The organism is Streptomyces sp. 4F14, from assembly GCF_048159485.1.
GTDB lineage: Bacteria > Actinomycetota > Actinomycetes > Streptomycetales > Streptomycetaceae > Streptomyces.
The window spans coordinates 1-25,777 of the sequence record NZ_JBLRVY010000030.1; the positions used below are offsets into that span (position 1 = coordinate 1).

General features: G+C 72.4%; 24 protein-coding genes and 1 tRNA gene. 12 read left to right on the top strand and 13 right to left on the bottom strand.

Annotated elements, in window-relative coordinates:
* Window positions 1–34: 34 nt before the first annotated feature.
* Both ACLZOT_RS38560 and ACLZOT_RS38565 read right to left on the bottom strand, forming a co-directional pair.
* Window positions 35–107: transfer RNA gene (locus ACLZOT_RS38560), tRNA-Arg, on the bottom strand.
* Window positions 108–254: 147 nt separating this feature from the next.
* Window positions 255–1,214, bottom strand: a complete 960-nt coding sequence (locus tag ACLZOT_RS38565) for a helix-turn-helix transcriptional regulator (RefSeq protein WP_416973825.1) — start codon at window positions 1,212–1,214, stop codon at window positions 255–257.
* Between the two features lie 90 nt (window positions 1,215–1,304).
* Between ACLZOT_RS38565 and ACLZOT_RS38570 the strand changes: the two genes are divergently transcribed.
* Window positions 1,305–2,783, top strand: a complete 1,479-nt coding sequence (locus ACLZOT_RS38570; RefSeq protein WP_416973826.1) for a carboxylesterase/lipase family protein — start codon at window positions 1,305–1,307, stop codon at window positions 2,781–2,783.
* A 155-nt stretch (window positions 2,784–2,938) separates the two neighbouring features.
* Window positions 2,939–3,853: a hypothetical protein gene (locus tag ACLZOT_RS38575; RefSeq protein WP_416973827.1), complete on the top strand. Its 915-nt coding sequence runs from the start codon at window positions 2,939–2,941 to the stop codon at window positions 3,851–3,853.
* A 57-nt stretch (window positions 3,854–3,910) separates the two neighbouring features.
* On the opposite strand, the gene ACLZOT_RS38580 is transcribed toward ACLZOT_RS38575, so the two are convergent.
* Window positions 3,911–4,357 (bottom strand): MarR family winged helix-turn-helix transcriptional regulator, encoded by a 447-nt coding sequence (locus ACLZOT_RS38580; protein WP_416973828.1) that lies wholly within the window; start codon window positions 4,355–4,357, stop codon window positions 3,911–3,913.
* A 123-nt stretch (window positions 4,358–4,480) separates the two neighbouring features.
* Here ACLZOT_RS38580 and ACLZOT_RS38585 point away from each other — a divergent pair, with 123 nt between their 5' ends.
* Entirely contained in the window at window positions 4,481–5,992 is a 1,512-nt protein-coding gene (locus ACLZOT_RS38585; RefSeq protein WP_416973829.1) for an MFS transporter, read from the top strand.
* On the opposite strand, the gene ACLZOT_RS38590 is transcribed toward ACLZOT_RS38585, so the two are convergent.
* Window positions 5,976–7,637: an IclR family transcriptional regulator domain-containing protein gene (locus ACLZOT_RS38590; RefSeq protein WP_416973830.1), complete on the bottom strand. Its 1,662-nt coding sequence runs from the start codon at window positions 7,635–7,637 to the stop codon at window positions 5,976–5,978. The two genes, ACLZOT_RS38585 and ACLZOT_RS38590, sit on opposite strands and share 17 nt — an antisense overlap.
* Window positions 7,638–7,698: 61 nt before the next feature.
* The gene (locus ACLZOT_RS38595; RefSeq protein WP_416973831.1) at window positions 7,699–9,003 is read right to left on the bottom strand and encodes a M6 family metalloprotease domain-containing protein; all 1,305 of its coding nucleotides are present in this window, start codon (window positions 9,001–9,003) and stop codon (window positions 7,699–7,701) included.
* Between the two features lie 267 nt (window positions 9,004–9,270).
* On the opposite strand from ACLZOT_RS38595, the gene ACLZOT_RS38600 reads away from it, so the two are divergent.
* Together ACLZOT_RS38600 and ACLZOT_RS38605 are read left to right on the top strand one after the other, a co-directional pair.
* The gene (locus ACLZOT_RS38600) at window positions 9,271–9,918 is read left to right on the top strand and encodes a TetR/AcrR family transcriptional regulator (protein WP_416973832.1); all 648 of its coding nucleotides are present in this window, start codon (window positions 9,271–9,273) and stop codon (window positions 9,916–9,918) included.
* Between the two features lie 130 nt (window positions 9,919–10,048).
* Window positions 10,049–11,563: an MFS transporter gene (locus ACLZOT_RS38605; RefSeq protein WP_416973833.1), complete on the top strand. Its 1,515-nt coding sequence runs from the start codon at window positions 10,049–10,051 to the stop codon at window positions 11,561–11,563.
* A gap of 38 nt (window positions 11,564–11,601) precedes the next feature.
* Here the strand turns inward: ACLZOT_RS38605 and ACLZOT_RS38610 are convergent, their stop codons facing one another.
* Window positions 11,602–12,105 carry a MarR family winged helix-turn-helix transcriptional regulator gene (locus tag ACLZOT_RS38610; protein ID WP_416973834.1) on the bottom strand — a complete coding sequence of 168 codons (504 nt, stop codon included), beginning with the start codon at window positions 12,103–12,105 and terminating at the stop codon, window positions 11,602–11,604.
* Window positions 12,106–12,221: 116 nt separating this feature from the next.
* Here ACLZOT_RS38610 and ACLZOT_RS38615 point away from each other — a divergent pair, with 116 nt between their 5' ends.
* Complete coding sequence (locus ACLZOT_RS38615) at window positions 12,222–13,004, top strand: dioxygenase (RefSeq protein WP_416973835.1); 783 nt, start codon at window positions 12,222–12,224, stop codon at window positions 13,002–13,004.
* 16 nt (window positions 13,005–13,020) lie between these two features.
* On the opposite strand, the gene ACLZOT_RS38620 is transcribed toward ACLZOT_RS38615, so the two are convergent.
* On the bottom strand, window positions 13,021–13,536 hold the full coding sequence (locus ACLZOT_RS38620; protein WP_416973836.1) for a GNAT family N-acetyltransferase: 516 nt from the start codon (window positions 13,534–13,536) through the stop codon (window positions 13,021–13,023).
* A 227-nt stretch (window positions 13,537–13,763) separates the two neighbouring features.
* Between ACLZOT_RS38620 and ACLZOT_RS38625 the strand changes: the two genes are divergently transcribed.
* A complete protein-coding gene (locus tag ACLZOT_RS38625) occupies window positions 13,764–14,762 on the top strand; it encodes a sigma-70 family RNA polymerase sigma factor (protein ID WP_416973837.1) in 999 nt (332 codons plus the stop codon).
* Between the two features lie 412 nt (window positions 14,763–15,174).
* Here ACLZOT_RS38625 and ACLZOT_RS38630 read toward each other — a convergent pair whose 3' ends face one another.
* The gene (locus ACLZOT_RS38630; RefSeq protein ID WP_416973838.1) at window positions 15,175–16,146 is read right to left on the bottom strand and encodes a helix-turn-helix transcriptional regulator; all 972 of its coding nucleotides are present in this window, start codon (window positions 16,144–16,146) and stop codon (window positions 15,175–15,177) included.
* 197 nt (window positions 16,147–16,343) lie between these two features.
* Here ACLZOT_RS38630 and ACLZOT_RS38635 point away from each other — a divergent pair, with 197 nt between their 5' ends.
* From ACLZOT_RS38635 to ACLZOT_RS38650, 4 genes are all read left to right on the top strand, one after another.
* A complete protein-coding gene (locus ACLZOT_RS38635) occupies window positions 16,344–17,105 on the top strand; it encodes a DeoR/GlpR family DNA-binding transcription regulator (protein ID WP_416973839.1) in 762 nt (253 codons plus the stop codon).
* A gap of 74 nt (window positions 17,106–17,179) precedes the next feature.
* Complete coding sequence (gene pfkB, locus ACLZOT_RS38640; protein WP_416973956.1) at window positions 17,180–18,127, top strand: 1-phosphofructokinase; 948 nt, start codon at window positions 17,180–17,182, stop codon at window positions 18,125–18,127.
* Between the two features lie 151 nt (window positions 18,128–18,278).
* Window positions 18,279–20,300 (top strand): PTS fructose transporter subunit IIABC, encoded by a 2,022-nt coding sequence (locus ACLZOT_RS38645; RefSeq protein ID WP_416973840.1) that lies wholly within the window; start codon window positions 18,279–18,281, stop codon window positions 20,298–20,300.
* 191 nt (window positions 20,301–20,491) lie between these two features.
* Complete coding sequence (locus tag ACLZOT_RS38650; protein ID WP_416973841.1) at window positions 20,492–20,773, top strand: hypothetical protein; 282 nt, start codon at window positions 20,492–20,494, stop codon at window positions 20,771–20,773.
* A gap of 32 nt (window positions 20,774–20,805) precedes the next feature.
* Here ACLZOT_RS38650 and ACLZOT_RS38655 read toward each other — a convergent pair whose 3' ends face one another.
* From ACLZOT_RS38655 to ACLZOT_RS38665, 3 genes are all read right to left on the bottom strand, one after another.
* Window positions 20,806–21,552: a DUF6227 family protein gene (locus ACLZOT_RS38655; RefSeq protein ID WP_416973842.1), complete on the bottom strand. Its 747-nt coding sequence runs from the start codon at window positions 21,550–21,552 to the stop codon at window positions 20,806–20,808.
* A 219-nt stretch (window positions 21,553–21,771) separates the two neighbouring features.
* The gene (locus ACLZOT_RS38660; RefSeq protein WP_416973843.1) at window positions 21,772–22,794 is read right to left on the bottom strand and encodes a P1 family peptidase; all 1,023 of its coding nucleotides are present in this window, start codon (window positions 22,792–22,794) and stop codon (window positions 21,772–21,774) included.
* A gap of 59 nt (window positions 22,795–22,853) precedes the next feature.
* Window positions 22,854–24,116, bottom strand: coding sequence for a low temperature requirement protein A (locus ACLZOT_RS38665; protein ID WP_416973844.1), 1,263 nt, complete (start codon window positions 24,114–24,116; stop codon window positions 22,854–22,856).
* An 80-nt stretch (window positions 24,117–24,196) separates the two neighbouring features.
* Between ACLZOT_RS38665 and ACLZOT_RS38670 the strand changes: the two genes are divergently transcribed.
* Complete coding sequence (locus tag ACLZOT_RS38670) at window positions 24,197–24,379, top strand: hypothetical protein (RefSeq protein ID WP_416973845.1); 183 nt, start codon at window positions 24,197–24,199, stop codon at window positions 24,377–24,379.
* Window positions 24,380–24,449: 70 nt separating this feature from the next.
* Here the strand turns inward: ACLZOT_RS38670 and mscL are convergent, their stop codons facing one another.
* Window positions 24,450–24,926: a large conductance mechanosensitive channel protein MscL gene (mscL, locus tag ACLZOT_RS38675; protein ID WP_416973846.1), complete on the bottom strand. Its 477-nt coding sequence runs from the start codon at window positions 24,924–24,926 to the stop codon at window positions 24,450–24,452.
* Between the two features lie 141 nt (window positions 24,927–25,067).
* Entirely contained in the window at window positions 25,068–25,640 is a 573-nt protein-coding gene (locus ACLZOT_RS38680) for a hypothetical protein (protein ID WP_416973847.1), read from the bottom strand.
* Window positions 25,641–25,777 lie beyond the last annotated feature (137 nt).

Consider the following 25,777-nt stretch of genomic DNA (forward strand, 5'->3'; position numbering starts at 1 on the left):
CCCGCTTATCGCTCTGACCTGCACTCTAGGTCTGTGCCCCCGGGCAGATTCGAACTGCCGACACCCGCTTTAGGAGAGCGGTGCTCTATCCCCTGAGCTACGAAGGCGGGATACGACCACACACGCGTGGCCCCTCACAGCGTAGCGGATCGCGGCGGGGTGGTGGGGGTGTGGTGGTCGAGGGTGGTGGTGAGGGTGTTTCGCCGGGCGGGCTGGGTTTCTGTGGTCGGTCTTGGGGCGGTCGGAGTGTTTCCTCAGGCCCTGCCGTAGATCTTGTTCAACTCTGCTGTGACCGCGGCCAGTTCGGCCACTGCCTCCGGCGGAGCCGTCACCTCCACCGAGCCTCCCATGGCCAACAGACCCCGTATGTCGGCCAGTTCCTCGAAGGCCAGCTCCGCGGAGCACCACTCGGTGTCGAGGGAGGTCGGGGCGGAGGGCAGGTTGCGGGCGAACAGGCGCTGGAAGACGGTGAGTTGGTCGTGCCGGATGCGGCACTGGACGCGCAGCCCCGCCGGTGGTCCCTCGAAGCGGGTGCGGAGTGCGGTCCAGACGGAGGCCAGGTCCTGGCCGGACCGCCGGTGGACGGGCTCGTCGAGGAGGGTGGCCGACTGCACGCGGTCGGCGCGGAAGAGGCGGGGCTCGCCGTCGCGGTCGGCGACGAGGTACCAGACGCCGGCCTTGCTGACGAGGCCGTAGGGGTCGACGGCGTACGTCCGAGGTACGTCACCGCTGCGGTACGTGAGGAGGAGGCGCCGGTCGGTGAAGACGGCGTGCTGGAGGACCCCGAGGTCCCAGTCGTCGGAGGTCTCCGTGCCCCGCATCCACCGCGCCGGGTCCACCAGGATCCGTCGGCTGGTCCGCTCCGCGTCCCCCCGGTACGGCGCCGGCAACGCGGCCATCACCTTCCGCAGAGCGGACCGCATCGCGTCGCCGAGCCCCAGCGCGTCGTGCGCCCCCTCCGTGGCCAGCACGAACAGCGCCCGGGACTCGTCGCTGGTGAGCCCGGTCACGTCGGTGCGGTAGCCGGGCAGGAGCCGTACGCCGCCGCTGCGCCCGCGCTCCGTCCACACCGGCACGCCCGCCGCGGAGAGCGCCTCGACGTCCCGGTACACCGTGCGGACGGAGACCTCCAGGTGCTCGGCGAGCTCGACATGGGTGACGCGCTCCCGGGTCTGGAGGAGCAGCAGGATGGACAGCAGGCGATCGGCTCTCACAGGTCGAGCGTAAATCCTGACGACAGGTGTCACGATTCGGGTGGAAATCTGGGCGCAGCCACGGAAACACGGACAGAAAAAGGCTGAACCATGACCGACACCCCCCTCGTCGACACCACCGGCGGAACCCTCCGGGGCCGCCCGCTCCCCACCGGCGGCCACCTCTTCGCCGGCGTCCCCTTCGCCGCCCCGCCCGTCGGCGGCCTCCGCCTGCGCCCGCCGCACCCGCCCGCCCCGTGGACCGGCGTCCGCGACGCCACCCGGTTCGCCCCGGCCCCCGAGCAGAGCTTCGCCGAGAAGTCGACCTTCCCGACCTTCCCCACGGCCCTGATCGAGGAGACCTCGGAGGACTGCCTCTACCTGAACGTCTGGACGCAGCCGGCCCCCGGCCCTCACCCCGTCATCCTGTGGATCTACGGCGGCGGCTTCGAGTCGGGCTCGGCGGCCCCGCCGTACAGCGACGGCGCGGCGCTCGCGCGGCTGACCGGCGCGGTCGTCGTCACCGCCAACTACCGGCTGGGGGCGCTGGGCTGGCTGCACCTCGCGGACCTGGGTCGTACCTGGGAGGGATCGACGAACCTCGGCCTCCAGGACCAGACAGCCGCCCTGCGCTGGGTCAGGGGCAATATCGCCGCGTTCGGCGGCGACCCCGGCAACGTCACCGTCGCCGGCCAGTCCGCCGGTGCCTTCTCGATCGGCGCGCTGCTCACCGCGCCCGCCGCGGCCGGCCTGTTCCACAAGGCGATCCTGCAGAGCGGGAGCACGCCCAGGACCCTCGACCGTACGACCGCGACCGCGCTCGCCGAGGACCTGCTCACCGAACTGGGGCTGGACGACCCGCAGGGCCTGCGCACGGTCCCCGTCCAGCGGCTCCTGGCCGCCCAGACCGCCGTCGTCTCCCGCGACATGGGTACGCGCGGCCTGCCCGGCGGCCGGGCCTGGGGGGTCGTGCACGACGGCGTGTTCCTGCCCGACGTACCCCGACTCGCCTCGCTGGACGTCCCGTTGCTCATCGGTGCCGACCGCGACGAGTTCCGCGTCTTCCAGACGATCTCCGGGGACGCCTTCCGCCCCGCCGACGAGGGCGCCCTGCACGCGGAGTTGCGCCGCGTCGGGGCCACCGACCCGGCCCGACTCCTCGACGCGTACCGCACGCGGACGGGTACGGCGGACCTGGCCGGCCTGCGGGCCGCGTTCCTCGGCGACGCCCTCTACCGGGTGCCGGGCGCCCGGCTGGCCCGCGCCCAGGTCGCCGCGGGCGGACGGGCGTTCCACTACCTCATCGTCGACGAGCCGTGCGGCCCTGACCTGGGCGCCTTCCACGGCGTCGACCTGCTGTACGTCTTCGACAAGCTGGCGCAGGTCGGCGCGGAGACCCCCGAGCACTGCCGGGTACGGGATGAACTCGCGGCGGCCTGGCGGGACTTCGCGGCGCACGGCGACCCCGGCTGGGCCCCGTACGACGGCAACTCCCGGGCGTTCGGCGGCACTTCGGCGATGCTCGCCGAACCGCCGGAGGACGAGGTCACCGCGCTCTGGCCCGCCGAGGACGCATCCCCGGTCCGCTGAGGCTCTCCAGCCCCCGTACCCCGCAGGTACTACCCGGGTAGACCCCCTCCCGGAGACTCCCTGAAAGGCCGAATTCCCCCCGGGCCGGATCGCCTCCGAACGCATTCCCCCTGATGCTGGAAAAAGTCGGACAAGTCCAGTGAAGGGGTAATTCCATGGCGCGCACCGGACGGCGTACGCGGATCGTGCTCGCGATGGCGATTCTGGGCGGCTTCCTCACGGGAGCCGCCGCCCGGACCGCCGAGCTAGTTCCGGCGTGCCTCGTCCCGCCCGGGAATCCCCACCCCGGTTCCTGCACCACGTACGGCCGGGCCGTCCCCCTCGGGTACGGGGTACTGCGGTCGTACGTCCAACGGGTGGGTGCGCTCCCGGTGGCCGTGGGTGTCGTGTTCCCGGCGTCGGCCCTGAGCGGGCTCCCGACGGCCGGAAGCGACGGCAAGCACTGTTTCGACAAGGACGGAGACGGCCGCACCGATCCGCACACGGAATGCTCGGTGGGCCACGAGAATGTGTTGGACCTGCCGGCCGGAGCGGGCCCGTTCGCCTGGGAGTTGGTGAACTGGAACCCCCAAGGCCACATCCCGAAAGGGGTGTACGACACCCCCCACTTCGACTTCCACTTCTATATGCAGCCGTTGGCCGAACGGAACGCGATCAGACCCGGCCCCTGCGCCACGCTGATGAACTGCGAGGACTACACCCGGGCGAAGAAACCCCTGCCGGCCCGCTACGCACCCCCGGATTTCGTGGACGTGGACGCGGTGGAACCCGCGATGGGCAACCACCTCCTCGACGCGAGGTCCCAGGAGCTGAACGGCGGCCCGTTCACCCACACGTGGATCTACGGGACGTACGACGGAGAGATCACGTTCTACGAGGCGATGATCGCGAAGTCCTGGCTGGAGGAGTTGCACGAGGGCCGAGCCGGGGACACCTGCACGCCGTTCCGGCAGCCGCGGGCGTGGCGGGAGAGCGGCTGGTACCCGACGGAGTACTGCGTGGAGTACCGCGAGAACCGAAAGGAGTACGCGATCTCCCTGAGCAACTTCACTTACCGAACCGGCAGTTGAGCCCCAGCCCCAGCCCCAGCCCCAGCCCCCGCACCGCCCCCGCTCACCCCCACCCGCTCACACCCCCCTCTCCACCGCCTCCGCGAACCGCACCAACAACCGCGAGAACTCCCGCACCTCCCCCTCCTCCCACCCCGCGACCAACCCGTCGAACACCCGCTGCTGGAACTCCCGCGCCCGCGCGAGCAGTTCCACCCCGTCCGGCGTCAGCGCCAGCACCCGCCGCCGGCTGTCCCGCACGGACGCCCCCTGCGCGACGTACCCGCTCTTCACCGCGTCGGACACCATCCGGCTCGCGGTCGACGGATCCAGCTTCAGCCGTTCGGCGACGGAGCCGACCGTCACCTCGGGGTCGTCGGGCGAGGCGGGTTCGCCGACCGCCTGGACGACGAGGATGTGGATGAGCCGGTCCTGCTCGACGGAGCCGGGCTGCCGCCCCAGGACGCGGACGACGCGGAAGAGGGCCGGGCCCGACGCGGGCTCCGGGGAGTCGGTGTCGCTCATGGGCGGACCGTAACAGATATGTGCGCCACACATACGTCGCCGCCCGCGCTCACCCCCAGTCACCCCTTGTGCCGACACCCCCCGTCTGTAATATGTGTGCGTCACGCATATATGGGAGCCCCTGTGTCCGAACCGCAGAACCCCGCACCAGAACCCCCCACACCCCCCGTCGCCCCCCTCATCGGCGTCCTCCTCGCCCAACTCCTCGCGATGCTCGACATGAACGTCACCGCCACGGCGATGCCGGTGATCATCGACGAGTTCGGCGGCCTGGACTCCTTCTTCTGGGTCACCACCGCCTACACCCTCACCGCGACCGCCACCACCCCGCTGTACGGCAAGGTGGGCGACCTCCTCGGCCGCAAACCGGTCCTCGTGTTCGCGATGGCCGCCTTCCTCACCGGCTCGGTCCTCAGCGGCGCGGCCCAGTCGATGGCCCAACTCGCCCTGTTCCGGGCGGTCCAGGGCATCGGCGCGGGCGGCTTCATCGTCTCCGCGATGGCCCTGTACACCGAACTGCTCACCCCGGCCCAACGCACCCGCTACCAGGGCTGGTTCTCCACCGCCCTGACCGCCTGCGCCGCGCTAGGCCCGCTGGCCGGCGGCTACCTCACCGACGGCTGGGGCTGGCGCTGGATCTTCTACGTCAACGTCCCGCTCGGCGCCCTCTCGCTGCTGCTGATCCTCACGACACTCAAGCCCGCCCGACGCGCGGCCCGCCCCACGATCGACTACGCGGGCGCCGTCCTGACCGGGGGAGTGGCCACCGGGCTCGTCCTCGTCTCCGCCTGGGCGGGTACGGAGTACGGCTGGGGCTCGCCGCAGATCCTCGCCCTGATCGGCGGGACGGCCGTCCTCGCCGCCGCCCTCGGCGTGGTCGAGCGCCGGGCGCGCGAGCCCGTCGTACCGCCGCACCTGCTGCGCCGGCCCGTCCTCGCGCTGGCCAACGCGCAGGCGTTCGCGTCCGGGGCCGCGATGTTCGGCGCGCTGATGTTCCTGCCGATCTTCCTCCAGGCCACCGGGGGCGGTTCCGCCACCGATGTCGGGCTGCTCCTGCTGCCGCTGACCGGCGGTGTCGTCCTCGCCGCGCTCGCCGCGAGCCCGCTGATGGCGAGGTTCGGCCACGAGAAGTGGTTCGGCGCGGCCGGGGTCGCGGTCACCGGACTCGGCATGGGGCTGCTGGCCACCCTCACACCCGACACGAGCCGGGCCCTGTCCGCCGGATACACGGTCCTGATCGGCACCGGCCTCGGACTGACGACCCAGGTGTACGCCCTCGCCGTGATGAACAACGCCCCGCGGGACGATCTCGGCGCCGCGGTCTCCCTCCACACCCTCGCCCGCCAACTCGGCGCCGGCCTCGGACTCGCCGCGTTCAACGCCGTCTTCCACACGAGGCTCGTCTCCGAACTCGCCGCCCTGGACGCCGAGTCGGCGAGAGCCGCGCAGCGTCCGGACAGCGTCCACCGCATGACCGGAAGCGCCCGGAGAACCGCGCTGGACGCGTACGACGCCGCTGTCGACCAGGTCTTCCTGGTGGCCGCCGGTCTCCTCGCCGTCGCCCTGGTCCTCGCGCTGCTCCTGAGGCTTTCCCAACAGCCCGACAAAGCAGGCGAGTTCACCGCACCCGGATGAACCGCGACACCACCCCGACCTCCTCCGTGATCCGCCCGGCGGCGGCGGCCAGTTCGGGCAGGATCACCGAGACGCACTCCTCGACCGACCGTCGCGCCACATGAGTCGCCGCGCTCACCGCGCCCACGACCCGCCCGTCCCGCCCCCGCACCGGCACCGCGACCGACCGCAAGCCGTCCTCCAACTCCTCGTCGACCAGGGCGAATCCGCGCTCCCGCACCTCGTCGAGCACGCCCCGCAGGACCCCCGGATCCGTCACGGTCCGCGCGGTGAACGCCCGCAGCTCACCCAACTCCCGTTCCCCGTCCGGCAGATCGGCCAGCAGCACCCGCCCCGGAGCCGTCACCCACGCCGGCAGCCGGGACCCCACGCCCAGCTCCACGCTCATCACATGCCGGGCGGCGACCCGGGCGACGTACTGCACCTCGCCGCCCCCGGCCAACACCCCCAGCGACACCGGCTCCTGGACCCGCGCGGCCAGTTTCTCCAGGTGCGGGCCGGCGATCCCGGCGAGCGTCGTCCGCGACAACGGCGGGAAACCCAGGGCCAGTACGCGCGGAGTGAGCACGAACTGCCGGGGATCGGCGCCGAGTCGGACGAGGCCCAGGTGCTGGAAGGTGATCAGCGCGCGGCGGGCCGAGGCCCGGGACAGTCCCGTCGCCTTCGCGACCTCGGCGAGGGTGAGCGCGGCGCGTCCCTCCCCGAACGCGGTCAGCACGCTCAGCCCGCGCGCCAGCGATTCCACGAACCCCCGCCCCAACTCCTGCTTCGACGCCCCGGTCCACGCCGCGAGCCCCGCCGGCGCGAGCCCCCCGACCGCCGCCGGCGCCGTACGCAGCACCTCCTCCATGCCGGCCACGGCCTCCCGCAGCCTGGCCAGCAACGCGTCCCGCAGCCCCTCGGCCGTATGCCGGCTGGTGTGGCTGACGACGCTGGCGACACAGGCGATCCGCCCGTCGACCCCCCGTACGGGTACGGAGATCGCGACGAGCCCCGGCTCGATGAGCTGGTCGTCCACCGCGTACCCGTCCCGACCGGCGGCCTCGGCGCGGCGCACGAAGTCATCGCCGGTGAAGACGTCCGCGTCCGGCGCCCCGGGAAGCGCCCGATCCGGTACCGCCCCGAACCCCGCGTCCGTGGGATCCGCCGCCCGGCGGGCCCGCCAGGCCGCCCACTCCGCCTCGTCCCACTCGCCGGCGAACAGCGGTCCGGGCGCGGTGCGTTCAGCCGGCAGCAGATCCCCGATCCGAAAGGAGAGGGAGAGGGTGCGGCGGCGGGTGGCCTGGTGGATGAAGCGGATGCCGTCGCCGTCGCCGACCGCGAGGGACACCGACTCGTCGAGTTCGTCGGCGAGTCGGTCGGCCCAGGCGCCGAGCAGCGCGGGCAGCCGCAGCGCGGACAGGTACGCGTTGCCGAGTTCCGCGACCCGGGGCGCCAGCGAGGCGTCCCTGCCGTCCAGGCGGACGTACCCCACCCGTTCCAGCGTCGCCGCGATCCGGTCGACGGTCGCCCGCGCGAGCCCCGTCTCCCGCTCCAGCGCGCTCAGACTGAGCGTCCCCCCGGCCCCGGTGAGCCGCTCCAGCACCCCCACGCCCCGCAGCAACGGCCCCACGGCCTCGGACGGAACGGCATCGGACGGCGTCATGGGCGGTGCACTCCCGGGTGAGATCTCGGGGACACACCGTACGGGACGGACCGGGAGCCGGTCAGGCGGAAGACTTCCCCCGCACCACCGTCACCAGGTAGTTCCCGTCCATGTCGATCCCCCCGACGGCGATGCTCACCCCGGCCTTGCGGTCCACGAACCGCTGCCCCGGCCGGAACGTCGCGTCGGACAGCTCCGCGTGGACGTTGGGGCTGCGCGTGCACCCCCCGCTGTCCCGCCGGGAGTCGTGCACGGTCACCGGCCCCAGCCCCGTGTCCACCCCCGCGTCCACCTTGTAGATGAGCACCCCCGGCCGGCACACCACCTCGTCGTTGCCCCCCTTCGTCCGCAGCTCGACCGCGTACCCGCTGCGCCCGCCGACCGGCACGAACAGCAGTTTGCGCCCGCCGGGGGAGGCGAGCGGGGTCAGCGTGTACTCGGAAGTGCCCTTCAGGGACGCGCAGTTGACCTGGTCCGGCGTCAGCCAGCCCAGTTTCCACTTGTGCCAGCCGAGGAAGTCGTTGTTGGCGCCCCAGTCCTCGCTCATGATGTCCCAGTGCCCGACGGCGCCCCCGCCCTCCTGCGTGTAGAGGTCGGGCAGCCCGAAGACGTGCCCGTTCTCGTGCGGCAGCACCCGGTACCCGGTCGCGTCGTACGTGCCGGAGCCGTCGTCCTGCCGGGAGTAGACGAAGGACGCGTTGGCGACGGGCACCCCGTCGGCCACGGGCGCCTCCGTGTTCCCGGCGAAGGTCACCGACAGGACCGTGTCCAGCGCGGAGGGCCCGGCGTTCGGGGTGACCAGCACGTTCAGCAGGTCGTAGTCCCGGAAGTCGACGCGCGGGTCGGCGGCGGCGACGATGTCCTCGACCAGCTCCCGGTACCCGGGGTCGAAGGGGGCGCCGCGCTCCAGCCCGTACGCGTCGAACGGCTTCGGCATCCGCAGCCAGCGCGGTACGGGCGCCTCCGCGCGGTAGTCGAGCCGGCCGTAGGAGGCGGCCCGGAACCACTCGGAGGTCTGCGGGAAGAACTCCCCGAAGCGGTCCATCGCGTTGCCGGGACCCTTGGCGTCGGGGAAGTCGATCATCAGGGTGAGCGCCCGGACCGTTCCCGTGGACCGGGAGTACCCCCCGGGCGTCGGCACCCCCTCGGACATCTGCACCGCCGCCGCGCCCCGGATCATGCACGGTCCGAGCGCGGAGGAGCGCGCGAGCGTCATCGGGTTCGCGCCCGCCGCCACCGGACCCGGCTGGGGCGTCCGCGCGGCCGGTCCCGCCGAGGTGCCGACGGCCAGCGTGAGCGCGGTCACCGACAGCAGCGCTGCCCTGCGGTGCGGGCGTATCCGTCGGCGCGGAGAGTGCGGCTGCATGCGGGGCCCTTCGGTCCGGGCAGCCACCGGTCACCGGCTGCACCCTCCCGCTCACCCTCTGCCGGGGCGCGAGGGGGCGCGCGCTGGGGGCGTCCGATCGGGGGCGCCACCCCTCGTACGGAAATATGCCTGCCGTAGAGACGTGTGACGCAGGTCACATTCGTTGGGGGAAATAACCGGGGACCACATCCCCGTTTAACCCAGCGTCCGAGCGAAACGGGGATGCAGTCCCCGGATCGACAGCCCTCTCCTCCGAAGGAGCCCGCCGTGGAGTCCCTCACGCTTCCCGCGCAGCGCAAGACGCCCCGGCCCCGTGCCGACGCCCTGCGCAACCGGGAGCGGATCGTCACCGCCGCCCGCGAGATGCTCACCGAGTTCGGCCCGGAAGTGCCGCTCGACGAGATCGCCCGCCGGGCCGGTGTCGGGAACGCCACGGTCTACCGGCACTTCCCGGACCGCCAGGCCCTCGTCCGCGAGGTCGTCTGCTCGGTCCTGGACCGCACGGCACGGGCCGGGCAGGAGGCGCTCGACGAGGGTGGCGACCCGTTCGCCGCCCTGGAGCGCTTCGTGCACGCCTCCGCCGACGAACGGGTCAGCGCGCTGTGCCCGATGATGGCGGAGACCTTCGACGAGGACCATCCCGACCTCGCCGCCGCGAGCGGCCGGGTCGAGGAGATCGTCACGGAGCTCATGGACCGGGCGAAGTCCGCCGGCCTGCTCCGCGAGGACGTCGGCCCCGGCGACGTGATGATCGTCCTGGCCCAGCTGAGCCGGCCCCCGGCGGGCATCCAGTGCGTCAACTCCGACCGGTTCGTCCACCGCCACCTGCAACTCCTCCTCGACGGCCTGCGCACGAGCGCGGCCTCCACGCTGCCGGGGAGTCCGATGACCATCGAGGAGATCCGCCGGCCCTGACCCGGCGCTGACCGATTAGTTCCGCACCCTTCACGAGTCTGATCACTCGGTACCGATCACCTTTCATCGCCGTCGATCGCTGACCGACCGCGCCGTTTTTCACCAACGAAGTCCCGGAGTGGGTTCACCCATGTCTCAAGCAGTCCCCCAGGCGCCCGACGCCAATCGCTGGAGGGCGCTGGCGTTCATCGCCATCGCCCAGCTGATGGTCGTCCTCGACGCCACCATCGTGAACATCGCGATGCCCGCCGCACAGTCGGACCTGGGCATCTCCGAGGGCAACAAGCAGTGGATCGTCACCGCCTACGCCCTCGCCTTCGGCGGTCTCCTCCTGTTCGGCGGCCGCATAGCCGACCTGTGGGGCCGCAAGCGCACCTTCGTCGTCGGCCTCGGCGGCTTCGCGCTCGCCTCCGCGCTCGGCGGCGCCGCCGAGAACCAGGCCATGATGTTCGGCGCCCGCGCCCTCCAGGGTGTCTTCGGCGCCCTGCTCGCCCCGGCCGCGCTCTCCCTGCTCGCCGTGATGTTCACGGACGCGAAGGAGCGCGCCAAGGCGTTCGGCATCTACGGCGCCATCGCCGGCGGTGGCGGCGCGGTCGGCCTGATCCTCGGCGGTTTCCTCACCGAGTACCTGAACTGGCGCTGGACGTTCTTCGTCAACATCCCGTTCGCGATCATCGCGGCGGCCGGCGCCTACTTCGTCATCCGTGAGCCCGAGGGCGGTCGCAACCGCAACCCGCTCGACATCCCCGGCGTGCTGCTGTCCACCCTGGGCCTGGTCGCCCTGGTCTACGGCTTCACCCGCGCCGAGACGGCCGGCTGGTCCGACTCGCTGACCATCGGCATGTTCGTCGCCTCCGGCGTCCTGCTCACCGCGTTCGTCGTCGTCGAGGCGAAGGTCAAGGCCCCGCTGCTGCCCCTGCGCGTCATCACCGAGCGCAACCGCGGCGGTGTCTACCTCTCGCTCGGCCTCGCCATCATCGGCATGTTCGGCCTGTTCCTCTTCCTGACCTACTACCTCCAGATCGTCAAGGGATACTCCCCGGTCAAGACCGGTTTCGCGTTCCTGCCGATGGTCGCGGGCATGATCACGGGCTCGACGCAGATCGGCACCCGCCTGATGACCCGCGTCGCCCCGCGCCTGCTCATGGGCCCCGGCTTCCTGGTCGCCGCCCTCGGCATGTTCCTGCTGACGCAGATGAAGGTGGACTCCTCGTACGCCGCCCTGCTGCTGCCGGCGATGCTCCTGCTCGGCCTCGGCATGGGTACGGCGTTCATGCCGGCCATGTCGATGGCGACCCAGGGCGTGGAGCCCCGGGACGCCGGCGTCGCTTCGGCGATGGTCAACACGTCGCAGCAGGTGGGCGGCGCCATCGGTACCGCCCTGCTGAACACGATCGCCGCGTCCGCGACGACCTCGTACGTCAAGGACCACATCGCCGGTGCCACGGCCCAGCCGCAGCAGCAGCTGGTCCAGCTGGAGGGCATGGTCCACGGCTACACCAGCGCGATCTGGTTCGCCGTGGGGATCCTCGTCGCCGCCTCGGTGATCGCCTTCACTCTCATCAACGCCGGCCGTCCGAATCTCGGCCGCGGTGCGGAGGAAGGTGCCGATGACGAGGTCAAGATCCCGGTGGTAGCCCACTGAGCCAACCGCTCTGACCTGCGCCGGCCCTGGGGACGAGGTCAGCGCAGCCAGGGCAGGTCGGCACCCGCTTCGTTGGGCTGAAGGCCCTCGGCGACGATCGTCAGGATCTCGCCGAGGGCCTTCGTCTGCTCCGGGGTGAGCCGCTCGAACAGCGCGGTCCGTACGGCCTCGACGTGGCCCGGCGCGACCCGCCGCAGCACGTCGAGCCCCGCGTCCGTCAGGACGGCGAACTGGCCCCGCTTGTCGGAGGGGCAGTCCTCTCTGCGGACCCAGCCGTTCTTCTCCAGCCGGGCGATGGCGTGCGAGAGGCGGGAGCGGGTGATCTTGGACTTCATCGCGAGCTGGGTCATCCGCAGCCGGTGATCGGGGGCCTCGCCGAGGCCGACGAGCAGTCCGTAGTACATGTGCGGCATGCCGGCGTCGCGCTGGAGCTGCCGGTCGAGGTAGTCGTCGAGCAGGGTCGACGCGTGCACGTAGGCACGCCAGACGCACTGCTCCTCTTCGGTGAGCCACTGAGGCTCCGGGGAGGGGGATGCCTTCATGTACTCCACAGTAACGCTCCCATCATTGAATTTTAAACAAACAGGTCGTAGGGTATGTACCAGTCGGTGTTGCAGATTTGAAGCACAACGGATCGAAGTGAAGGAGAGCCGCCGCCATGTCCGCCCCCGCCCAGCGCATGCCCGCCCTGTACCTCAGTCACGGGGCCCCGCCGCTCGCCGACGACCCCGTCTGGCCGGGCCAGCTCGCCGCGTGGTCCGCCGACCTGCCCCGGCCCAAGGCGATCCTCATCGTCTCCGCGCACTGGGAGGAGGCGCCCCTCGCCCTCGGTGCCGTCAACCCCGTCCCCCTTGTCTACGACTTCTGGGGCTTCCCCGAGCACTACTACCGGGTCACGTACGACGCCCCGGGCGCACCGGAGCTCGCCGAGAGCGTGCGCAAGCTGCTGCGCGCCCCCGGGATCCCCGTACAGGACATCCCCGACCGCGGTCTGGACCACGGCGCCTACGTCCCGCTGGTGGAGATGTTCCCGGACGCGGACGTCCCTGTCCTCCAGATCTCCATGCCGACCCTCGATCCGGTGAGGCTCATGGACATCGGCCGCAAGCTCGCGCCCCTGCGCGACGAGGGCGTCCTGATCGTCGGCTCCGGCTTCTTCACCCACAACCTCGCCGCCCTGCGCGGCTCCGGGGTGCCCTCCTGGTCCGTCGAGTTCGACGAATGGGGGCGGCGGGCGCTGGAGTCCCACGACTGGGACGGGCTCCTCGACTTCCTCGACAAGGCACCGGCCGGGCGCTACGCGCACCCGCGTACGGAGCACTTCGCGCCGCTGTTCGTCACGATGGGCGTCGCCGAGGCGGGGGGCGAGCTGGACGCGCAGCGGTCGGTGATCGACGGGTTCTGGATGGGGCTGGCGAAGCGGTCGGTGCAGTTCGGGTGAGGGCGGGGGTGAGGGCTCAGAGGGCCTTCTCGTACCAGGCCACGTCCCAGTAGCGGCCGAACTTCCGGCCCACCTCGCGGTACGTCCCGAGGTGCTGGAACCCGAAGCGCTTGTGGAGCCGCGTCGACCCCTCGTTCGGCTGGACGATGCCCGCGTACGCGCGATGGAGGTCCTCTTCGCTCAGGGCGGCGAAGAGGGCCTCGTACAGCAGACTCCCTACGCCGCGACCGCCGGCGCCCGGCGCCACGTACACCGTGACCTCCACGGACGTCGAGTACGCGGCCTTCGGACGGTAAGGGCTGGATGTGGCGTACCCCAGAATCTCCTGAGAGTCCGTGTCCGTGGCAACCATCAGCCGGTACGGGCCGTCTTCAGGGTGGGAGAGCAGCCAGGGACGGCGTTCTTCCACCGTGAAAACCGCGGTGTCGAATGTGATGGGCGTCTCACGGACGTAGTGGTTGTACAGCTCGGTGAGGGCGGCGAGATCTCCCTCGACTCCGGGCCTGACCTGCACCTCTGTGGGTTCCGACACTCTTCGCCTCCTCCGCGTGGCCGGGCAGGATACTGCAAGATCAGAAAATTGGGGGCACGGGTTGGGAATTCTGTCCTGATTCCAGTCGTTGTTTCCATCGAACGGATCTGAGGGACCCGGAATGGAAGACCGGGTCCGAGGGACCCGCTCAGGACCACCCGACAGCCCTCCCCCAAGCTCTCCGCTTCGGTCGAGCAGGGGGGACCCCCATACGCAAGGGAGCACGCATGGCAACCCGTGCCGTCGCCCGTCGTCAGTCCGCCAGCGGCGAGACAGGCGCCGTGGCCCGCAGCGTTCGCGCCACCGGCGGGGAGATCGCCGACCGCGATCTGGTCGGCATGTACCTCGACGAGATCGCGCGCACCCCCCTGCTCGACGCCGCCAAGGAAGTCGAGCTGTCGCAGATCATCGAGGCGGGTGTGTTCGCCCAACAGCTCCTCGACGGATACGAGGAGTCTCCCTCCGACGCCACGCGCGAGGAGCTTCAGGCCCTGGTCGCCGCGAGCGAGCGCGCGAAGGACGTCTTCATCCGCTCCAACCTCCGCCTCGTCGTCGCCGTCGCCCGCCGCTACCCGCGCAGCGGCCTCCCCCTGCTCGACCTCATCCAGGAGGGCAACGCGGGCCTGGTGCGCGCGGTCGAGAAGTTCGACTACCGCAAGGGCTTCAAGTTCTCGACGTACGCGACGTGGTGGATCCGCCAGGCCATCACCCGGTCCATAGCCGACCAGTCGCGTACGATCCGGCTCCCCGTCCACCTCGTCGAGGAACTGGGCCGCATCCGCCGCGTCCAGCGCGAGTTCAACCGCGAACACGGCCGTGACCCCGAGCCCGCCGAGATCGCGGCGGAGCTGGGCTCCACGCCCGAGCGTGTCACCGACGTCCTCGACTGGGCCCGCGACCCCGTCTCGCTCAACATGTCCGTGGACGACGAGGGGGAGACCCAGTTCGGCGACCTCCTGGAGGACACGTCGGCGGTGAGCCCCGAGCAGTCGGTCCTCACCCTCCTGCGCAGCGAGGAGCTGGACGGCCTCATCGACCGCCTCGACCCCCGCACCGCCTCCATCATCAAGATGCGGTACGGCATCGACGACGGCCGCGAGCGCACCCTCACGGAAGTCGGCAAGGAACACGGCCTCACCCGCGAGCGCATCCGGCAGATCGAGAAGCACGCCCTCCTCGAACTGAAGAAGCTCGCGCGGGACACGGGCTTCGAGGCAGCGGCCTGACACAGCCGGGCCGGGCCCTCAGGGGCGGGGCGTGCTCGCCCCTGGCGAACATCGCCCCCACCCGGCTTCAACCACCGATTCGAAGGGAACAAGTCTCCAGGGAACGGGAGTTCACCCCTACGTACGAGAAACCTCGCACCCCCGAACCCAGTTGACCTCCCAACAGAGACCACGTCCCGACGCACTCCCCCCGGCGCCGGGACCACCTCGCCGGGCTTCGGCACCCTCCCCCCCCGGGTGCCGAAGCCCGGCTCTTCTTCTCCCTGCGGCGGGAGCCCCGTGAATCCCCGCGGCGGCAGCCCCACGAAGAAGGGCGGGCCACCCCGAACCTGAACCCCGGGGTGGCCCACCCAAACTCCAGATTGTGCCACAGCCCACACCTAGTGTCGGGCCGCACCCACCTCCCGGGGCCTCACTCCTCCGCCCCCGCCCTCCCCAACCGCGCCCCCAACTCCCGTACGCACCGCCCCAGTTCCTCCGGCCCCTCCACCCTGAACTCCATCCCCAGCAACGCCAGATGCACGGCCAGCCACTCCACCGGCCCGCCGATCACCCCCCGCACCCGGCACCCCCCGCCCACCGCTTCCCCCGCGACCTTCCCCACCCACCCCGGCAACCGGGCGGTCACCTCCTCGACGCTCCCGGCGAAGACGACGGAGAAGCCGTACGTGTCCCGCCGCCCGGAGAGCGCCTCGCGGACGAACTCCGCGGCACCCCCCTCCGGCAGCTCCCGCGGAGCGAACCGCGCGCCGGTGGCGAACGGCTCGCTGACCCGGTCGACCCGGAACGTCCGCCAGTCCCCCCGGTCGAGGTCATAGGCGACGAGGTACCACCGCTGCCCGGTGGACACGAGCCGGTACGGCTCGACGACCCGCCGGCTCCCCGCCCCGTCGCGCGCGCTGTAGGCGAACCGCAACCGCTCGGTCCCGGCGACGGCGGAGGCGATGGCGGTCAGCGTCTCGGGCGCGATCCGGGCTCCGTCCCCGCCGGTCAACGGCGTGGTGGCGGCCTGCAGGGTGGTCACCCGGCGCCGCAGCCGGGCCGGCAGCACCTGCTCCAGCTTGGCCAGCGCCCGTACGGACGCCTCCTCGACCCCCGCGACCGCGTGCCCGGCCCCCGCCCGCAGCCCGACGGCGATGGCGACGGCCTCCTCGTCGTCGAGCACGAGCGGCGGCATCGCCTTCCCGGCGACGAGCCGGTACCCCCCGTCGGCCCCCATGGTGGCCTGCACGGGATACCCCAGCTCCCGCAGCCGGTCGATGTCCCGCCGCACGGTCCGCCGGGACACCCGGAGCCGCTCGGCCAGCTCACCCCCCGGCCACTCCCGGGGCGTCTGGAGCAACGACAACAGCTGAAGCAGCCGCGCGGGCGTGTCAGTGGTCATGCCCGGAAGGATGCCGCACACCTAGGCCAGGACCTGACCTAGAGGGCCGGCGAACCCACCGGAAGCCCGATCGTGCCCGATTGAAGTCCGAACCTGTTTACTTTCCAGAAATCTGGGCGTAGCCTCCCAGCGAAACCACAAGTTCGGGCATGAAGCGGACAAGCTCGGACGTGGACAGGACCCTCGGAGGCGCAGCGATGTACGCACCGGAACGGCAGCAGGAGATCCTGCGCCTCGCCCGCGACGGCGGCCGGGTCGACGTCGTCTCGCTCGCCGAGGAGTTCCAGGTGACGGCGGAGACGATCCGCCGCGACCTCAAGTCCCTGGACCGCGCGGGCCTCGTCCGCCGGGTGCACGGCGGCGCGATACCGGTGGGCCGCCTCGACTTCGAGCCGGACCTCGCGGAGCGCGAGTACACCTCCGCCGACGAGAAGGACCGCATCGCGAAGGCGGCCCTCGCCGAACTCCCCGCCGACGGCACCCTGATCCTCGACGCCGGGTCGACCGTCGCGCGCCTCGCCGCCGCGATCCCCCTCGACGCCACGCTCACGGTCGTCACCCACAGCCTCCCCATCGCCGCGCGCCTCGCGGACCACCCCGGCATCCAGCTCCACCTGGTCGGCGGCCGGGTCCGCCACCGCACCCGCGCGGCGGTCGACGCGTGGGCCCTGCGGGCGTACGGCGAGATCCGTGCGGACGTCCTCTTCGTCGCGGCCAACGGCTTCTCCCCGGAGCACGGCCTCACCACCCCCGACCTCGCCGAGTCCGCGGTCAAGCGCGCGGCGATCGCCGCGGCCCGCCGCGTCGTCCTGCTCGCCGACTCCGCCAAGCACGGCCAGGAACACTTCGCCCGCTTCGGCGACCTCACGGACGTGGACCTCCTGATCACGGACGAGGCCCTCGGCGACGAGGAGACGGCGGGCATCGAGCGGACGGGCACGGAGGTGGTCCGGGCATGAGCGAGCAGAACGGCACGGCGTACGCCCCCGAGGCCACCCCCCACCCCACCCGTACCACCGGCAAGAGCGGCGGCATGATCCTCACCGTCACCCCCAACCCCTCCCTCGACCGCACCTACGAGGTCCCCTCCCTGGACCGGGGCGAGGTCATCCGCGCCACCGGCGAGCGCATGGACCCCGGCGGCAAGGGCGTCAACGTGTCCCGCGCGGTCGCCGCGGCGGGCCGCCGTACGGTCGCGGTCCTGCCGCTCGGCGGTGCGCCGGGCGCGCTCGTCGCGGACCTGCTCGACGCGCAGGGCATCGAGGTCGCCCCGGTGCCCGTGGCCGGCGCGACCCGCTCGAACATCGCGCTCGCGGAGTCCGACGGCGTCCTCACGAAGATCAACGCGCCGGGCCCCGAACTCTCGCCCGCCGAACAGGAACTCCTCCTGGAGACGGTCCGCGAGCACTCGGCCCACGCCGACTGGATCGCCTGCTGCGGCAGCCTCCCGAGGGGCCTGGCCCCGTCCTGGTACGCCGAGCTGGTCACCCGGGCGCACGCGGCGGGCGCCCGGATCGCCCTGGACACCTCCGGCCCCGCCCTCCTGGAGGCCCTGCGCGCGGGCCCGGACGTGGTCAAGCCGAACGCCGAGGAGCTGGCGGAGGCGGTGGGGCGCCCCCTGCGGACCGTCGGTGACGCCCTCAAGGCGGCGGAGCAGCTGCGCGACATGGGCGCCCGGGCGGTCCTGGCCAGCCTCGGCGCGGACGGCCAGCTCCTCCTGGACCCCACGGGCACGTACTTCGCCGAGGCCCGGGTCGCGGCGGTCCGCAGCAACGTCGGCGCCGGCGACTCCTCCCTGGCCGGCTTCCTCATCGCGGGCGGCACCGGTCCCGAGGCCCTCGCCTCGGCGGTGGCCCACGGCGCGGCGGCGGTCCAGCTCCCGGGCAGCGTCATGCCGACCCCGGCGGACCTGGACCCGGCGGCCGTGACCCTGACGTCGGCGGTCCCGGTGGACCGCGAGCTGAGAGAGCCGGCGTCGTGAGCCCGCGCGCCGGGTTTCCCGCTGATCACCGCGCCCTCACCCGGTGCGGCCCGTCGTTAGGACCCTTCCGGGCCCTGACCGGGGCCCTCGCCAACCCCCTCCCCGTCCCCACCCCCGCCTCACCGGCGATACGCGTGCGAAGGAGCCCGCGATGAGCGAGATGATCACCGCGGAACTGGTCGACCTCGACCTGTCCGCCGACAGCAAGGAAGCGGCGGCGCGATCTCTCGCCGCCCGCATGGTGACCCTGGGCCGGGTCACCGATCTCGACGGTTTCCTCGCGGACGTCGCCGCGCGGGAGGCCCAGATGCCGACCGGCCTGGACGGCGGCATCGGCATCCCCCACTGCCGCAGCGCCCATGTCACGGAGCCGACCCTGGCCTTCGGCCGGGCCGCCGAGGGCGTCGACTTCGGCGCCCCGGACGGCCCCGCCGACCTGATCTTCCTGATCGCGGCCCCGGCGGGCGCGGACGACGCCCACCTCACGATCCTCTCCGCGCTGGCCCGCCAGCTGATGAACACGGAGTTCACCGACGCGCTGCGCGCGGTCGCGGACCCGCAGACGGCGGCGGCCCTGATCCGCGGCGACCGGTCCCCGCAGGACCTCGCCGCCGAAGACTCCGCTGCGGCACCGGTGGCGGCCTCCACCGGTGCCGCAGCGGCCGAACCCCCCGCGCCGGACGCCCCCTTCCGCATCGTCGCCGTCACCTCCTGCCCGACCGGCATCGCCCACACGTACATGGCCGCCGAGTCCCTGGAGAACGCGGGCCGCGAGGCGGGCGTACAGCTGACCGTCGAGACGCAGGGCTCGGCCGGCTTCACCCGGCTCGACCCGCAGGTCATCGCGGACGCGGACGGCGTGATCTTCGCGCACGACGTCCCGGTCCGCGACAAGGACCGCTTCGCGGGCAAGCCGACGGTCGACGTCGGTGTGAAGGCCGGCATCAACCGCCCGGCGGAACTGATCGCCGAGGTCAGGGACAAGGCGGCCAGGGGAGTGGTGACGGCCGGCTCCGCCCCCACCCCGGTGGAGCGCGCGGGCGACTCCACGGAGGGCTACGGCACGAAGCTGCGCAAGTGGCTGATGTCCGGCGTGAGTTACATGGTCCCCTTCGTCGCGGCGGGCGGTCTCCTGATCGCCCTCGGCTTCGCGATCGGCGGCTACAAGATCAACAAGGCGCCGTCGGTGATGGACCACTTCGCGTGGACCCAGGCCGACAGCTGGGCCGCGCTGCTCTTCCAGATCGGCGCCGTCTCCTTCGGCTTCCTGGTCCCCGTCCTCGCGGGCTACATCGCGTACGGCATGGCGGACCGGCCGGGGCTCGTCCCCGGCTTCGTCGGCGGCATGATCGCCTCCACCATCAACGCGGGCTTCCTCGGCGGCCTCGCCGCGGGCCTCCTCGCGGGCGGTGTGGTCCTCGGCATCCAGCGGGTGAGGATCCCCACGGCGCTGCGCGGCATCATGCCGGTGGTGGTGATCCCGCTGATCTCCACGGCGATCGTCGGGTTCCTGATGTTCGTGGTGATCGGCAAGCCCATCGCGTCCGCCCAGAAGGGCATGACGGACTGGCTGAACGGCCTCACCGGCTCCAACGCGATCCTGCTCGGCGCCCTGCTCGGCCTGATGATGTGCTTCGACCTCGGCGGGCCCGTCAACAAGGTCGCGTACACCTTCGCCACCGCCGGCATCGCCGTCACCGACCCGGGCGACTCGGCGATGAAGGTCATGGCCGCGGTGATGGCCGCCGGCATGGTCCCGCCGCTGGCGATGGCCCTGGCGACGACGGTCCGCGCGAAGCTCTTCACCGAGACCGAGCGCGAGAACGGCAAGGCCGCCTGGGTCCTGGGCGCCTCCTTCATCTCCGAGGGCGCGATCCCCTTCGCGGCGGCCGACCCGCTGCGCGTCATCCCCGCCTCGATGGCGGGCGGCGCGGTCACCGGCGCCCTGTCGATGGCCTTCGACGCCACCCTGCGCGCCCCGCACGGCGGCATCTTCGTCGTCCCGCTGATCGGCAACCCGTTCCTCTACCTGATCGCCCTGGCGGCGGGCGTGGGCGTCACCACGACCCTGGTGGTCCTCCTCAAGGGCCTGCGCAAGCCCGCCCCGACGGCCCCGCAGCCCGGCGAACCGCTCCCTCGGCCCGCCGACCGCAAGCAGCCGATAGCGGCATGACCCCCGCTCCCCGGCCGCGGCCCCGCCGAATCGGGGCCGCGGCCGGGGCCTTTCCCCGCACCCTCGCGCACGCCCCCGCACCCCCTTCACAACTCCCAAGCCCCACACGCGCATTCAGTCCCCCCGCGAGCCCTGTCAGATCCATCACGATCCGCCACAAAGGTAACGATTCGTGGTGTCTACTGGTTCCCATGCCCGCGAACCTCTCCCTGCCCCACCTGGCAGCCCTCACCGCCCTCACCCTCGCGGCCCTGGCCTGGCTGACGGTCCTGACCCGCACCCTGCGCCGCCCCCGCCCGCACCAGCCGTACGGCCCCCTCCTGCGCCCCACCCCGCTGGTCCGCCGCCCCGACGGCCTCCCCGCCCTCCCGCGCCAGCGCCGCACCGGCCCCGCCGCGGAGACGGCCCCCCTCACACCGGCCGAGGAACACGCCTTCGCGACCCTGGTCCGCCGCCTGGCGGACGACCGCTGAGCAGCGTCGGGGCAGCCGAACCCCCGGCATCTCTACGACAGTTGCGCCGCCCGCCGCTCCATCGCCGCCCGCGCCTCGTCCTCCGTCGTGTACACCTCGCACATGTGCCGTCCGTCCGGCGTCGCCGTGTGCTCCACCTCCCACAGGGACACCTCCTCGCCGTCGACGAGCAGGAACGCGTGCTCGTAGAGCGAGAAGCCGATCCCCGCGCGCCCGGCACGGCAGGGCCGCCCGAACGACTGCGTGATCTCGTACGCCGCCGCCTGCGCGACCAGGTCCGTCAGCTCGCGCCCCGGCCGGTCGGCGTTCTCCGCCCGCCGCAGCAACCGCCGTACGTGGTCCGCGGAATCGCCGCGCACGTACATGTGCCGGGGCATCGGCATCGGTGCCAGCTCCACGAACACCGGCAGCTCGAACTCCGGGGAGTCCAGGGGTAACGGCAGCCGCGCCGTCGCCTCCCGCAGCTCCTCCGGGTCCGCGTACACCTCGTGCTGCGACTCGCCGCCCGCCGTGATGTTGTGCACCAGCTCCCACAGGGTGAGCGCCGTGCCGTCCGCGAGCAGCCAGGTGTGCCGGTACGTCTCCCGGTGCAGGCCCGCGCTGTGGTGCGCGGAGTGCAGCGAACTGTCGTGCGCCAGCGCGCAGTCGAGCTGCCTCAGCACGTCGTCGGCCAGCTCGAAGGAGTTCAGGGCCCGCCCGAGGAGCCGCGCGAGGTGCTCCTCCGGAGACTCCGGCGACTCAAATGGTTCGTACGCCGCCATCTCGTACGGAACGCTCAAGGTTTCTCCCGGCGTTGCTGCATGTCACCTTGTGGGTGCATACGGTAGCCCCTCGGCCGGACATCATGTCCGGGAACGGCGAAACGTATGCCCGCTAAAACGCGTCCCCATCCCGAGAAGTTCCCATCCACCCAGACAAACCATCAAAACCCGCCCCCACCACCGACTCCCCACCCCACCCCCACACATCGTCCCAACTTCCCGCCCCCACCGGCCCTCTCATCCGTACAACTCCCGGTACGACGGCCACGCGCCGCCCGCCCCCGCCACCGGTTCCGCCGCCCGCACGGCCCGTACGATCGCCCGCGTCACGGTGTCCGCCCCCGCCGCCAGCACCTCGTTCAGCGCCAGCGGGTCCGCCTCGTCCAGCGCGAGCGCCCCCGTGGACAACGCGAACACCGTGTCCCCGTCGTTCAGCAGGTGCACCGGCCGCACGGCCCGTGCGATCCCGTCGTGCGCGACCCCCGCCAGCTTCTGGGCCTGCGCCTTGGACAGCGCGACGTCCGTGGCGACGACGGCCAGCGTCGTGTTGAGCGGCGGGGGAGCGAAGGCCGCCGCGGCCTCGGCCATCCGCCGCCGCGCTGCCTCGTGCACCTGATCAGGCGGCCACTCGACCCGCCCCCGCCCCAGCTCCCCGTACAGCACCCCGGTCTCCGGATCCACCACGGAACCCGCCGAGTTGACCACGACCAGCGCCCCCACGGTGCCCCCCGACCCGAGCCGCACCGAGGCGGTCCCGACCCCGCCCTTCAGCACCCCGGCGGCCGCCCCCGTGCCCGCCCCGACACACCCCTCGGCGACCGGCGCCCCCGCCTCGCTCGCGGCGGCCGCCTCCACCGCGGCCCGTCCGGTCCCCGCGTCCGGCCGGGCCCGGAAGTCACCGCCCCGCCCCAGGTCGAACACGCACGCGGCCGGCACCACCGGCACCACATGCCCCGGCTCGGGCCCCACCCGCACCCCGCGCCCCCGCTCCTCCAGCCACGCCATCACCCCGGACGCGGCGTCGAGCCCGTACGCGCTCCCGCCCGTCAGCACGACGGCCTCCACCCGCCGCACCACGTTCCGCGGATCGAGCGCGTCCGTCTCCTTCGTCCCCGGCCCGCCCCCGCGCACGTCCACGGCCCCCACCGCACCACCCTCCGGCGCGAGCACGACCGTCGTCCCGGTCAGCCACCCGCCCCCGACCCGGGTGGCGTGCCCGACCCGGATCCCGGCGACATCGGTCACAGCGTCAACTGCCATACAGCGAGCCTCCTTTCGCCCCACGATCGCCCATCAGCCCCGCGCACGCCACCGCCCCCTCACCCCACAGCCCCCTCCGGGGCCTTCTCCCGGGCCTCCTCCCGCGCAGCCGTCCGCGCGGTCAGCGTCGTCCCCGTCGCCACCGTGAGCGCCGCCACCAGCCCGGCCGCGAGGACACCCCACCGCCCCAGGAAGGTGCAGCACAGCACCAGCGCCGCCGCCCCCGGCAGCACCGCCTGCTGCGCGAGCCCCACCTTGAAGTGCCGGGAGTGCAACGCCCACACGGTCACCAGGTACAGCGCCACCGGCACCGTCACGGCCGCCGCTGCCGCCGTCGCCGAGACGTGCGCCTTCCCGACCGCCTGCTCCACCGCCACCTCGATCCCCGCCCCGATCGCGGCGGCCGACCCGAAGACGAGGTAGTGGCCGTAACCCCACAGGAACGCCTGCCGGTTGGAGCGCAGATGCCCGTGGACCGGCACCACGAAGTAGATCCACCACGCGGCGAACACGATCAGCAGCCCGCCCCCGGCGATCGGCAGCAGCTCGCCGAGCGCGTCGTGCTCGTCGACCGCCGACTTCACCGCGACCGTCGCCGCCGCGATCGACTCGCCCAGCACGATGATCGTGAACAGCCCGTACCGCTCGGCGATGTGATGCGGATGCCACGCGGTCCGCAGGTCCCGCTCCGCGAACACCGGCACCGCCAGCTCGACGACCACCATCACCAGGAACACCCACGCCCGCGCGCCCTCGGGGAACACCAGCAGCCCCAGCCACCCCACCTGACACGCCAGCACCCCGGCGGCGTACCTGAGAGCCACAGTCCGCTCCGCGCCGGCCGTCGACCACGCCGCTCTCAGCCACTGCGTCGCCATCGCCAGCCGCATGATCAGGTACCCGAGCCACACGAGGAGGAAGTCCCGCTCGTCGAACGCCCGCGACACCCCCGCCGCCAGCACCAGCACCCCCGCGATCTGCACCAGCGTCACGACCCGGTACGGCACGTCGTCGTTGTCGTACGCCGAGGCGAACCACGTGAAGTTCATCCACGCCCACCACACGGAGAAGAACACCATCGCGTAGTGCAGGACCCCCTGCCCCGCGTGCCCCTCCGCCACGGCGTGCACCAGTCCGACGCCCGCCTGCGCGACCGCCACCACGAAACACAGGTCGAAGAACAACTCCAGCGGCGACGCCACCCGGTGCGCCTCGTCGCGTCTGCGCGCGGTGAGTGGCCGTACGGGCCGCCCCGGACGAGGCGAGGCGTGGGCGTCGGAGGGCCCGGCGGAAGCGTCGGGGGGAACCGAACCGGTCGTCATGCCCACCAGCACAGCAGACCCCGCTTTCCCCCGCACCACGGACTCGGCCCGGCCCGCTCCGGGACCCGTACCCTGGAGGGATGAGCACCCCCTCCGCCGCCGCACCCCGTGACCCGAAGGCCGCGCTGGTCTTCGACGACCCCCTGGACCGCCCGTCCTCGGACGACACGGACCGCGGCTGGGGCGAGTCCGCTCCGGCGAGCGGCGACGCGGCGGCCGACCTCAGGCGCTTCCTCGACGAGAAGCCGCCCCACCACATCTGAAGCCCCCGGGAAAGCCGAACGGCCCCGCGGGCGAGGCCGGACGCCACCCGCAGGGCCGAGGAGAGCGCGTCTACGACCCGTCGTGCCCCGAACCGCGCTGGGCGACCAGAGCGTCCCGGATCTCCTTGAGGACCTCCAGCTCGGACACCTCGATGACCTCCTGGGTGCCCTCCTTCGCCTTCTGCCGCGCCACCTGCCGCGCGAGGTACTTCGACATCGGCAGCACCATCAGGAAGTACACGACCGCGGCCGTGATCACGAAGCTCAGCGTCGCCCCGAGCACCGACCCCCACTGGATGAGGACACCGCTCTCCAGCGAACCGTCGGCCGCCAGCTTGCACGGGTCCTTCAGACACGAGCTGTAGCTGTCCAGGTTCTTCGTGCCGATCGCACCCACCAGCGGGTTGATGACGCCCTTCACCACCGAGTTGACGATGTTCGTGAAGGCGGCGCCGATGACCACCGCGACTGCCAGATCGACGACGTTGCCACGCGTCAGGAAGGCTTTGAAGCCGTCCCAGACACCGGCCCCCTTCTTCTCGCTCACCTCGGCGACACTCCTCACTTGCTCCGACTGCGGAACGGACAGCTCCGCAACCTACGCCAGAGCGCGGCGTACATGTCCAATTCGGTAGCTCGATCGAGGGACTTGACGACGGCGGACCGTACACATATCGGAGGAAGGGCCTCACCACAGGGTCACCGCCAGCCGTTCGGAGACCCCCGCGCCGGCCAGCCGCTCGGCCGCCCCGCGAGGCACCGCGAGGACGACCAGGGCCCCGCCGTCCGCGCTCGCCCCGAGCGGCTCGGGCACCTTCGACACCAGCGCCCCGCGCGCCACCACCCGGACCCCGCCCGCCCCGGTCTCCCCGGAGGCGACCACGTCGACCCGGTCGCCCGGCCGCAGCAGCCGTACGGTCTCCGCGTCGGCGATCCGCACCGGCGCCGACACGGTCTCGACGACGACCGGCTTGCCGGGCGGCGCGGCGGCAGGGGAGGACGCGGCCCCGGGGCGCCCGCGAGCCCGCTCGGCGGTGCTGTCCCGCCCGGGGTCCTGGGACGACCCCGCCGCCACGAGCGCCGCCGCGGTGACCGCGAGCCCCAGCGCCAGCGCCCTTCTGCGCTGCCGCGCGAGCCGCCCCAGCAGATACCGCGCACCCCGCACCCGCACGGGCGAGAACTGCGGCACCTCACAGGTGGCCGGAGTGTCCGCCCCGGGCGGGCAGACGTCGTACGAGGAGGAAGGAGGCGCAACGGCCATGGAGATCACCACCGGCGACGAAGGGGGACGGCCCCCGGCATCCCCGGCGGGCCGCACAGACCGTGCATCCGGCCTGCGAGACCCACGATGACCGCTTCCGCAACCCTCCGCCGCGCCCTGTGGACAACTCCGGGCCT

Bases quoted from the DNA above. Each gene is read 5' to 3' on its own strand.
- ACLZOT_RS38670 (WP_416973845.1), top strand. From the start codon at position 24,197: ATGAGCACCCCCTCCGCCGCCGCACCCCGTGACCCGAAGGCCGCGCTG.
- ACLZOT_RS38590 (WP_416973830.1), bottom strand. From the start codon at position 7,637: ATGACGCCGTCCGATGCCGTTCCGTCCGAGGCCGTGGGGCCGTTGCTG.
- ACLZOT_RS38630 (WP_416973838.1), bottom strand. From the start codon at position 16,146: ATGACCACTGACACGCCCGCGCGGCTGCTTCAGCTGTTGTCGTTGCTC.
- ACLZOT_RS38575 (WP_416973827.1), top strand. From the start codon at position 2,939: ATGGCGCGCACCGGACGGCGTACGCGGATCGTGCTCGCGATGGCGATT.
- ACLZOT_RS38595 (WP_416973831.1), bottom strand. From the start codon at position 9,003: ATGCAGCCGCACTCTCCGCGCCGACGGATACGCCCGCACCGCAGGGCA.
- ACLZOT_RS38625 (WP_416973837.1), top strand. From the start codon at position 13,764: ATGGCAACCCGTGCCGTCGCCCGTCGTCAGTCCGCCAGCGGCGAGACA.
- ACLZOT_RS38650 (WP_416973841.1), top strand. From the start codon at position 20,492: ATGCCCGCGAACCTCTCCCTGCCCCACCTGGCAGCCCTCACCGCCCTC.
- ACLZOT_RS38660 (WP_416973843.1), bottom strand. From the start codon at position 22,794: ATGGCAGTTGACGCTGTGACCGATGTCGCCGGGATCCGGGTCGGGCAC.
- ACLZOT_RS38645 (WP_416973840.1), top strand. From the start codon at position 18,279: ATGAGCGAGATGATCACCGCGGAACTGGTCGACCTCGACCTGTCCGCC.
- ACLZOT_RS38570 (WP_416973826.1), top strand. From the start codon at position 1,305: ATGACCGACACCCCCCTCGTCGACACCACCGGCGGAACCCTCCGGGGC.
- ACLZOT_RS38680 (WP_416973847.1), bottom strand. From the start codon at position 25,640: ATGGCCGTTGCGCCTCCTTCCTCCTCGTACGACGTCTGCCCGCCCGGG.
- ACLZOT_RS38610 (WP_416973834.1), bottom strand. From the start codon at position 12,105: ATGAAGGCATCCCCCTCCCCGGAGCCTCAGTGGCTCACCGAAGAGGAG.
- pfkB (WP_416973956.1), top strand. From the start codon at position 17,180: ATGATCCTCACCGTCACCCCCAACCCCTCCCTCGACCGCACCTACGAG.
- ACLZOT_RS38635 (WP_416973839.1), top strand. From the start codon at position 16,344: ATGTACGCACCGGAACGGCAGCAGGAGATCCTGCGCCTCGCCCGCGAC.
- ACLZOT_RS38665 (WP_416973844.1), bottom strand. From the start codon at position 24,116: ATGACGACCGGTTCGGTTCCCCCCGACGCTTCCGCCGGGCCCTCCGAC.
- ACLZOT_RS38605 (WP_416973833.1), top strand. From the start codon at position 10,049: ATGTCTCAAGCAGTCCCCCAGGCGCCCGACGCCAATCGCTGGAGGGCG.
- ACLZOT_RS38580 (WP_416973828.1), bottom strand. From the start codon at position 4,357: ATGAGCGACACCGACTCCCCGGAGCCCGCGTCGGGCCCGGCCCTCTTC.
- ACLZOT_RS38615 (WP_416973835.1), top strand. From the start codon at position 12,222: ATGTCCGCCCCCGCCCAGCGCATGCCCGCCCTGTACCTCAGTCACGGG.